Source organism: Deltaproteobacteria bacterium, from assembly GCA_019310525.1.
In the GTDB taxonomy this organism is placed as follows: Bacteria; Desulfobacterota; DSM-4660; order Desulfatiglandales; family HGW-15; genus JAFDEE01.
The window spans coordinates 1-9575 of the sequence record JAFDEE010000104.1 but is presented as its reverse complement, the minus strand read 5'-3'; the positions used below and the strand labels follow the sequence as shown (position 1 = coordinate 9575).

Here is a 9575-nt window from a genome sequence, read left to right as displayed (position 1 = left end):
CCGGAATCGGGCATGGGGATCCGTACGCGGCAAGGCGGATCGAAAGAAAATGGAACCCCTAAGTTTTTTGGTAAAAGCGATAAGCTGTGATGGACAATAAGCGCAAATACATTATCCTGGTGGGTGACGGCATGGGGGACTATCCCCTTGAAGAACTGGGGGGAAGGACTCCCCTGGAAGCGGCCCGGACCCCCTTCATGGACCTTGTTTCAGCCTGCCACGTGGGTTATGTCAAGACGATCCCTGAGGGTATGGAGCCCGGAAGCGACGTGGCCAATCTTTCCCTTATGGGTTACGATCCTGGTACTTACCACACTGGGCGTTCCCCACTGGAGGCCGCCAGTATAGGGATTTCACTGGCCCCCGAACAGGTGGCCTTCCGGATGAATCTCGTGACCCTGGACCACCGACCCGGCGGGGAGATCATCATGGTAAGCCACAGCTCGGGGGACATCTCCACCGGGGAGGCGGCGGATCTGGTGGAGTCATTGAAGGACGGGCTCAATGGCCCCGGGATCTCCATTTATTGCGGGGTCGCCTATCGCCATCTCCTCCTCTGGGACAAAGGGCCTGAGGACGCCTTTACCGTAGCCCCCCACGACGTCCTGGATCGGGACATGGCTCCCTATCTGCGGGATCAGAGGGCCGGGGCCGTGCCGGACCTTATTCGCCGGTCCTGGAATATCCTCGAAGATCATCCCGTGAATCGCCGCAGAAGGGACGCCGGACTGAAGGAAGCCAATTCCGTATGGCTTTGGGGTCAGGGAAGGGCCCCTCATATGCCCCCTTTCAGGGAATTACGCGGGCTGCGGGGGGCCGTCATCTCGGCGGTTGACCTTTTGAAAGGAATAGGAATCTATGCCGGACTGACCCCGATCGAGGTTCCGGGGGCTACCGGGTATATCGATACCAATTACGGCGGCAAGGTCGAGGCTGCGCTGGAGGCCCTGAGGGAGATGGATTTCGTCTTTCTCCATGTGGAGGCCCCGGATGAAGCCGCCCATGGAGGCCAAACGGAAGAAAAGATTCTCGCGATCGAGTATTTCGACGAAAGGGTGGTGGGACCTGTCCTGGAAGGACTCAAGACCTTCGAGGACTACCGGGTCATGGTCGTAAGCGATCACCTCACGCCGATCGTGAAAAAGACCCACACGGCCGACCCAACCCCATTTGCTTGGGCGGGGAAAGCGGAACTCGGGAGGGTCTCCGGGGGACCACCCTTTTCAGAGGTTTCGGCGGCCGCCTCTGGGGTTTTATTTGAAAGTGGAGAGGCCCTCCTGGCCGAGTTTCTCTCGTGACTACGGCCAGCCTGGCCCTTGACAGGCAGGCGTGAATCTCCTATTTTGGCCAGCATCCAAACAGCCCCGGGATTTCGGTCTACTGTTTACCTCCTTGTATACACAACAGGAGATCTTTGAAAAACGTTCGATTTTGTTCAAGGCCAAGCCTCCGACCCGTAGGGCTTACGCCCCGGAGGCAGCAGAAAGCAGGGGCAGAAATTTTCTCCGGAGCAGGCGTTTTTCAAAGGTCTCAACAGATCATCCAAAAAGGAGAATGCAACTATGAATATTCTTTTTTTCGGCCCGAATGGAAGTGGAAAAGGAACCCAAGGCGCAATCGTCAAACAGAAATTCAATATCCCCCACATCGAAACGGGAGTAATTTTCCGTGACAATATCTCCAGGGGCACGGAACTCGGCAAGAAGGCCAAGGGATACATCGATCGGGGAGAACTGGTCCCGGACGAGATCACCATTCCTATGATCCTCGATCGGCTCAAGGAAGATGACTGCCGAAACGGATGGCTTCTTGACGGGTTTCCCAGGAACCTCGCCCAGGCCCAGGCACTGGACAAGGCCTTGAAGGAGGAAGGGATAAGTCTGGACATCGTGATCGAGATCGTCCTGGACCGTCAAATTGCGAAAAACCGCATCATGGGACGTCGCCTCTGCGTCAATGACAACAACCATCCCAACAATATCTACATCGATGCCATCAAGCCGGACGGAGACAAGTGCAGGGTGTGCGGCGGTGAACTCAAGACCCGCTCGGACGACCAGGACGAAGCCGCGATCGACAAGCGCCACAACATTTACTACGATTCCGAGACGGGAACCATGGCCGCCATCAATTATTTCAAGGATATTTCCGCAAAAAACGGCGGCAAGCCCAAGATCATCGAGCTGGACGGGCGGCCGGGGGTAAAGGAGGTCTCGGAGGATCTTCTGAATCAACTGGGTCAGTAATCTTCCCTGCTTTGAACCCTAATCTTCTCTGGATCCTGAAGCCGCCGGGGGAGTGCGGATAGTGGGAGATACCGAAACCTTCAGGTTGCCTGTTCGTCAGCGTGTAGGTGCTTGAAAAAACGGGGGGGTACCCTTTCGGGTACCCCCTTTATGTGATCTGTGCGGCCCTTGGGGCGCCCGGAAAGATGGGGACGTTTTTTCCGGATAAGAGGACCTCATTCAAGGGTCCGCACAAGTTATTGTTTCCTTCCGGTGAGCGTGTTTCCTGACGGGATCGGGATACTTTACCTTTTCAGCAATCTCCTTCATTCGGCCGAAGGAGAAGGGAAATGGTTATCCCAGTATGTCCAGGATAGTCCCCAACATCTCGTCCTGGGTCTTGATTGTCTTGATGTTGGCCTCGTAACCCCTTTGAAGGGGAATGGTATCGGTAATCTCCTTGGCCAGTTCCACGTTGGACTGTTCCAGGGAGCTTGGACTGATCAGGCCAAAGCCGTTGGTGCCCGGCCTCGCTGTGAGAGCCTCGCCGCTCTCCCTCGTCTCTCTGTACAGGTTGCCGCCTTCCTTTCGCAGTCCTTGCGGATTCTGGAACCCGGCAAGTGCCGTCCTGAACAGGGGAATGATTTCCCCGTTGGAGTATTTTCCAATCAGGGTTCCGTTTTCATCCACTTCCATCCCCAGGAGACTGCCCGCCCCGTATCCGTCAGCGGCTTGGTAGGTAGTGGCGGAGGGGTTCGAGAACTGGGTGGTGGTCAGGGAGTCGTTCACCCAGGACCCGTCCTGGGAGCGGGTGCCCAGGTCCAATGCTATCGACATCGAAGACCCCGCAGTTCCCTGGAATTCGACGGTGAATTCCGGGTACCCGGATGAATCGAGGGAGGCGCTCGTCCAGTTCGCGCTGTTGGCAGGATCCGTCCAGTCCGTGCCGTTGAAGGTTTCCATGGTCATCCCCCCGACCGGTGTGATGGTCCCCGATCCCTCTCCGAAGGTGATGGTCCCCTTGGCCAGAAGCCCGGCACAAGGGCTGCCGGCCGCCCCCGTCCTGCCATCTTCTGACGGGTTGCAGGTAATGACGTATTCCCACTGGGAAGGGCTGGTCTTGTCAAAGTAGACGGTGATGTCATGGGTCCCCCCAAGGGTGTCGTAGACCTTGACGGTTGATCGATATTCATAAGCATCATCGGGCATCGGGGAACCGGAGGTCGCGCTCCCGTCCCAGGCCGTCTTCAGGGCCCCGCCGTGGGCTGATGCATCCGCGTCCAGGTTGGTGATCATCCAGATGCGGGAAGTCGGGCTCGGAGGGGAAGAACGGGACGTCAACCTGATGTCTCCCAAGGATCCCGTTTCTTCACCTTCTTCATCCAGTCGCCAGCCTTGAACCACATACCCTTCGGGATTCGTCAGGTACCCGTCCCGGTCGAAACGGAAATTTCCTGCACGGCCGTAAAAGAGACGGCCGCTTCCCCGCTCCCTGAGTACGAAGAAACCATCCCCCCCTATGGCCATGTTTGTAGGTTCCCCTGAAGGCTCAATGGGGCCCTGCTCGAAGAGGGGGGCTATTCCCTCCAGGGCCGCACCGCGGCCCACCTGGGCTGTTCCGGAGAGGGTCGAAACGGCCTGGGCGGGAAGTTCACTGATGGTGGAGGTATCGGCCTTGAACCCCGAAGTGTTCGCGTTGGCGATGTTGTTGGCCTTTACCTCCATTTTTTTGCCCAATGCCCGTAGAGCGGAAAGGCCGGCTTGGATCGAAGCAATCATGAGGTCTTTTCCCCTTTTCTCGCTCAGATGCCGGGTCGCCGGGGAGGCCGCAGAGGCCGGACAAAGGGTTGTTGAAGATTTCGATAGGAATCGTGGTTATGTGCGTGAAGCAGCGTGTATCGGCGAATGTATCTTGGGTGTGTGTCAGGAAACCCTGCCGCCATGTCCGTGCGATCCGAGATTTAGGCCGATGGCTTTGCGTCCCATCCTTTCGGATGGTTTGCCTTTGTCTGACATCCACTATATCGACCGATCGATGGAGATACTTGAGGAAAAAGCGCTTTTTTCCCGGAACAGATCGCCAGCCGTTTCAATAGAGATCCCGGGGCGAAGCTTCCAAAACCGAACCGGGGTCGGCATCCTGGTCCATTCTCCACCCCCATTGGTGATAAGGCCGATTCTGTCCAGGGGCTGAGAGAGCGGTGCTTTTCTTTTTCAGGGGGTGACTGGGAACAAACCTTGCATAAAGGGCCACGGTGATTTACACTTTTAACCTCGTTTAACCCCTTTCCCCCATGGGGGTGAGACAGGAGGATTATGGACCGGGAAAAAGAACGGTACGACAGAGAAACCCCGGAACAGGACAAACGTCTCGACATGGCGGAGGTATTGAGTAAACCCGCTGGAGGGGGGCCAGGCAAAGATCAGGATCCGATGAAGGAGACCATGGAAGCCCTCAAGACCGCCATAGGGCTTTCAGACCTCGAGGGAAATCTTTTCCATGTCAATCCAGCCTTCCTGGACCTCTGTGGTTGCCGGAAGAAGGAGATACTGGGGAGATCCGTCATCGAGATCTGGAACAACCGGGATGACGGCCTTCGTTTTCTCGAGGTCCTGCGCGAAAAAGGTGCCCACGTCGGTGAGGAAACGGCCAGGCGAAAGGGCGGTCCCCCTTTCCGAATCCTGATTTCGGCGGAAAGGTTTCAGGACGGGGAAGGAGACCTGAAAGGCATGGTGTTTTCCTTCGTGGATATCGAGGAGCGGATTCGGAACGCGAAGATCACGGCCGTTATCCATGAAATGTCCCGGGCCGTCAATTCCACCCGGGATCTAAAGGAGATGTTCGGCCTGATTCACCGGAGCCTGAGCCGCATCCTGGACACCCGGAATTTTTTTATCGCCCTCTATGACCGGGCCACGGATACGATTTCTTTCCCTTATTTCCAGGACGAGAGGGATACGGAGTTTTCCATCGTGGGGGCAAAGGGATCCGGATCCCTCACCGCTGAGGTCATCTTGGCCGGTAAGCCGCGATTGTTCACAGAGACGCAGCTCGCGGAACGGATGGCTGCCCCACCTTCAAAGAGGCCTCCCGGGAAGCCGGCCAAGGTGTGGCTCGCTGTGCCCATTGCCGTCAAAGGTAAGGTGATTGGTGCCGTGGGGGTTCAGAGTTATGATGATCCCGACCTTTATACGGAGAGGGATGTCTCTCTTCTTGAGTCTGTTTCCGATCAAGTGGCCATTGCTATTGAGAGGAAGCGGACCGAAGATGCCCTTCGGGAAAGCGAAAGGAAGTACAGGAGTATCCTGGAGAGCATCCAGGACGGTTACTATGAGCTGGATTTGAAGGGCAGGTTTGTCTTCTTCAACCGGGCCCTCACCCGTATATTCGGCGCTTCCCGGGAGGAGCTTTGGGGTGTCAATATCCGGAGTTTTGCGGATGACGAAAATATCCAGTTTTGTACCAGAATTTTCAACAAGGTCTATACCACCGGCAACCCCGTCAATGACTTCGAGTGGACCCTGGTCCGTAAGAATGGGGAGGAGAGGCAAGTGGCCACTTCTATCTCCCTTATTCGGGATTCCCAGGGCAAGGTCACAGGGTTTCAAGGGATTATTCGGGATGTGACGGATCAACGCAGGCTCGAGGCGGCCCTCCAGCAGACCCAGAAAATGGAGGCCATCGGGACCCTGGCCGGGGGGATCGCCCACAATTTCAATAACCTGCTCATGGGAATCCAGGGAAATATTTCCCTGATGCTCCTGGATGCTGATAAGAACCATCCTTTCTATCCCCGATTGACGACCATGGAAAAGCTGGTCCAGAACGGATCCAAGCTTACCAGTCAGCTCTTGGGATACGCGAGGGAGGGGAGATACCAACTCCTTCCCCTCGATATCAACGAGGTGGTGACCCAGATATCGGAAACCTTCGGCATGACCAGGAAGGATATACGGATTCACCGGGATCTGGCCGGCGATCTTCAGAAAGTCATGGCCGATCGAAGCCAGTTCGAGCAGATCCTGCTCAATCTTTTCATCAACGCGGCGGATGCGATGCCGAGAGGAGGGGATCTCTTCCTGGTCACGCGAAACGTTACCCACCAGGACATGGAAGCACGGGCCTACAAGCCCAAACCCGGGGAATACGTGAAGGTTTCCATGAGGGATACCGGGGTGGGCATGGACCAGAAGACCCTGGAGCGGATTTTCGATCCTTTCTTCACCACCAAGGGCCCCAGCAAGGGAACGGGGCTGGGCCTTGCTTCAGTATACGGGATCGTAAAGGCCCACGGAGGCTATATCGATGTCTCATCCAAGCAGGGTGAAGGGACCACCTTTTCGATCTATTTCCCGGCCGCCGAAGGCAAGTTTCACAGGGAATCCCGTCGGGATCTGCTCGAGGGGGTCAGCACGGTCCTCCTGGTGGATGATGAGCAGATCATTCTCGAAATCGGCGAGGAAATGCTCAAGAAGCTGGGCTACGAGGTGCTTGTGGCCGGCGGAGGGCGGGAGGCCATCGATATCTACCGGGAGAAGGGAGATCGTATCGATCTGGTGATACTGGACATGATCATGCCGGACATGGGGGGTGGAGAGGTTTACGACAGGCTCAAGGAACTGGATCCGGGTGTAAAGGTGCTGCTTTCCAGCGGTTACAGTATTGACGGGCAGGCGGGAGAGATCCTGGAACGGGGTTGTGACGGATTCATCCAGAAGCCTTTTAACCTGAAGGTGCTCTCAAGCAAGATCAGAGAAATCGTAGGTGATTGAGGGGGCCTGATTCTCCTTACCCGGTCTGAAGGATTGAGTCTCAGGGATCCTGGAGAGGGTGGCGTTTTTTAGGGAGGAAAGAACGATTGTTGGAAACGAAAGTGGTCAAGGTTGGAGGAGGATGTCTCAGGGGAAAGAAACGGATCGCCCGAATCCTGGATCTAGTCTCTGAACGGGGGAGAGGACAGGTCTTCGTAGTTTCCGCCCTTTACGGCATCACGGATCGATTGATCGAAGGCATGAAGCGGGCCGTTCAGGAAGAGGCCGATATCCCTCCCCTCATAACGAGGATCAGGAACCAGCACACCCTCGTGGCCCGGCACGTTATATCCAAGGGGCCTTTCCTCCGGGACTACAACCGGGACCTGAACCGCACCCTGGGCGAACTGGAAAGGCTTTACTATGGCCTCAATTTCACCGGGGAGATCACCCCGCGGATCAGGGACGTGATCAGCAGTTACGGGGAGCGCTTCAGCGCCCAACTGCTTGCAGCGGCGGTTCGGTCGAGGGGAATCCCTTGCACCTATCTTCTCCCCGAGAAGATAGGTATTGTAACCGATGGAAAGTACGGGGACGCCACCGCCAGGGTGCGGAAGACCGGTCAGAACCTGAAAGCCCGGGTTATTCCTTTGGCCAAAAAGGGAACGATCCTTTTCATTCCCGGTTTTTATGGGGTGAGTGAAGAAGGGCAAATCACCACCTTCGGGCGGGGGGGCAGCGATTATTCCGCCGCCGTGGTGGCTGCCGCCCTGAAGGCCTCGGCCCTCGAGATCTGGAAGGACGTGGCCGGCTACCTGAGCGCGGATCCCGGTTTTGTGACAGGGGCCCGGCTCATACCGGTCCTCTCTTACACGGAGGCGGCGGAACTCTCCTACTTTGGAGCCAAGATTCTTCACCCGCGGACCATTGAGCCCTTGAAAAACACCAGTCTGGACATCACCATAAAAAACACCCTTGAACCAGATGCCCCCGGAAGCAGGATTACTCCCCGGGGAGCGCGGTCCGGGCAAGTGGTCAAGAGCGTGGCCCATGATACGGATATCGGCATCCTCAAGGTCCACGCCTCGGGTGTAGGCGCACGTCCAGGTATTCTCGCCCAGATCACCGGTGAGTTGAGCAAGAGGGGAATCAATATCAAGTCGGTAGTCACTTCACAGACCTGCATCAGCCTCCTGCTCTCCAGGGAGGACCTCGAGGCGGGCTATAAGGTGTTGAGGACCCTTCACCCCCGGCCCTTTCAGCGCCTTGAGAGGGCTGAAGACATCGCCCTCATAGGTATCGTGGGGGATGGCCTGGTCCGGAGCAAAGGCGTGGCGGCCAAGTGCTTCTCCGCGGTCGCCCGGGCCGGGGTAAACATTGAAATGGGTTCTTTCGGCCCTTCCCGCGCGGCCCTCTACTTCATCGTGCGAAATCGCAACCTCCGTAACACGCTGGAGGCGATCCACAGGACCTTTTTCGAGGGGGCTTGAAAAACAAGGCCCCGGAGGGTCCCCTCACCGAGGATCGGACAGCCGACTTGTGGCCTTCCTTCTTCAATTCTGGACTGAAATAAAAGGTGGAAAGACCATGTTTTCAGAACGCCTCAAGAGACTCTCCCCTTATGTCCCCGGGGAACAGCCCCGGGATCGCAGGTATCTGAAGCTCAACACCAACGAGAATCCTTACCCTCCGTCCCCGACCATCAGGGAGGTGCTGAGGAATTTCGACCCCGAGACCCTCAGGCTTTATCCGGATCCCCTCTTCACGGATCTCCGGGAGATGATCGGAAAGCGTTTCGAAATTGATCCGGCCCAGGTGTTCGTAGGGAACGGCTCGGACGAGGTCCTATCCCTCGCCTTTTTCTCCTTTTTTGACACCAACCGGGGACCTCTCCTCTTCCCCGAGCATACCTATAGTTTCTACCCCGTGTACTGCGATTTTTACGGCATCGGCTGTATAAAGATCCCCCTTGCCCGGGATTTTTCGCTCAACCCCGACGGCTTCCTGAATGTGGAGACGTCCTGTGGGATCGTTTTCGCCAATCCCAATGCCCCGACCGGCATGTTCTTAGAGGTAGGGGAAATCCGGCGACTGCTTGAAAGCTATCTGCCCGACAGTGTGGTGATCGTGGACGAGGCCTACATCGATTTCGGCGCCGAGAGCGCCCTTCCCCTTGTGAAGGAGTTCCCCAACCTACTAATTATTCGCACCTTTTCAAAGGGCATGTCCCTGGCCGGACTTCGATTGGGCTATGCCATGGGGAGCAGGGAACTCATCGATGCCCTATACAGGGCCAAGGATTCCTTCAATTCTTATCCTGTAGACACCCTTTCCCTCCTGATCGGTGTGGCGGCCATGCAGGACGAGGCCTATTACAAGGAAGTCACGGAAAGGATCATTGCTACCAGGGAACGTCTCTCAAGAGATTTGCAGCGATCGGGATGGCGGGTCCTTCCTTCCAGGGCCAATTTCGTGTTCGCCTCCAGGGAAGGGATTCCCGGCAAAGAGGTCTACCGCCGCCTGAAGGAGAAGGGAATCCTGGTAAGATACTTTGATATAGAGGGAATCCGGGACTTCGTGAGAATCACGATCGGGACG

At 56.6% G+C, this 9575-nt stretch carries 6 protein-coding genes and 1 riboswitch; of the genes, 5 read left to right on the top strand and 1 reads right to left on the bottom strand.

All coding sequences use genetic code 11. The features are described 5' to 3' along the window. Positions 1-89: 89 nt before the first annotated feature. Both JRF57_14760 and JRF57_14755 read left to right on the top strand, forming a co-directional pair. Positions 90-1298, top strand: a complete 1209-nt coding sequence (locus JRF57_14760; protein ID MBW2304962.1) for a cofactor-independent phosphoglycerate mutase — start codon at positions 90-92, stop codon at positions 1296-1298. A 264-nt stretch (positions 1299-1562) separates the two neighbouring features. Continuing rightward, positions 1563-2246 (top strand): adenylate kinase, encoded by a 684-nt coding sequence (locus tag JRF57_14755; GenBank protein ID MBW2304961.1) that lies wholly within the window; start codon positions 1563-1565, stop codon positions 2244-2246. A 333-nt stretch (positions 2247-2579) separates the two neighbouring features. Here the strand turns inward: JRF57_14755 and JRF57_14750 are convergent, their stop codons facing one another. Next, positions 2580-4004 carry a flagellar hook protein FlgE gene (locus JRF57_14750; protein ID MBW2304960.1) on the bottom strand — a complete coding sequence of 475 codons (1425 nt, stop codon included), beginning with the start codon at positions 4002-4004 and terminating at the stop codon, positions 2580-2582. A 144-nt stretch (positions 4005-4148) separates the two neighbouring features. Continuing rightward, a riboswitch (cyclic di-GMP riboswitch) is annotated at positions 4149-4239 on the bottom strand. Between the two features lie 302 nt (positions 4240-4541). Here JRF57_14750 and JRF57_14745 point away from each other — a divergent pair. The 3 genes from JRF57_14745 to JRF57_14735 form a co-directional block, all read left to right on the top strand. Further along, positions 4542-6998 carry a PAS domain S-box protein gene (locus JRF57_14745; protein MBW2304959.1) on the top strand — a complete coding sequence of 819 codons (2457 nt, stop codon included), beginning with the start codon at positions 4542-4544 and terminating at the stop codon, positions 6996-6998. A gap of 89 nt (positions 6999-7087) precedes the next feature. Then, positions 7088-8467 carry an aspartate kinase gene (locus JRF57_14740; protein ID MBW2304958.1) on the top strand — a complete coding sequence of 460 codons (1380 nt, stop codon included), beginning with the start codon at positions 7088-7090 and terminating at the stop codon, positions 8465-8467. Positions 8468-8564: 97 nt separating this feature from the next. Continuing rightward, positions 8565-9575: histidinol-phosphate transaminase (locus tag JRF57_14735; GenBank protein ID MBW2304957.1), on the top strand; the 1011-nt coding region annotated here is incomplete at its 3' end.

Bases quoted from the DNA above. Each gene is read 5' to 3' on its own strand.
- JRF57_14760 (MBW2304962.1), top strand. From the start codon at position 90: ATGGACAATAAGCGCAAATACATTATCCTGGTGGGTGACGGCATGGGG.
- JRF57_14750 (MBW2304960.1), bottom strand. From the start codon at position 4,004: ATGATTGCTTCGATCCAAGCCGGCCTTTCCGCTCTACGGGCATTGGGC.
- JRF57_14745 (MBW2304959.1), top strand. From the start codon at position 4,542: ATGGACCGGGAAAAAGAACGGTACGACAGAGAAACCCCGGAACAGGAC.
- JRF57_14755 (MBW2304961.1), top strand. From the start codon at position 1,563: ATGAATATTCTTTTTTTCGGCCCGAATGGAAGTGGAAAAGGAACCCAA.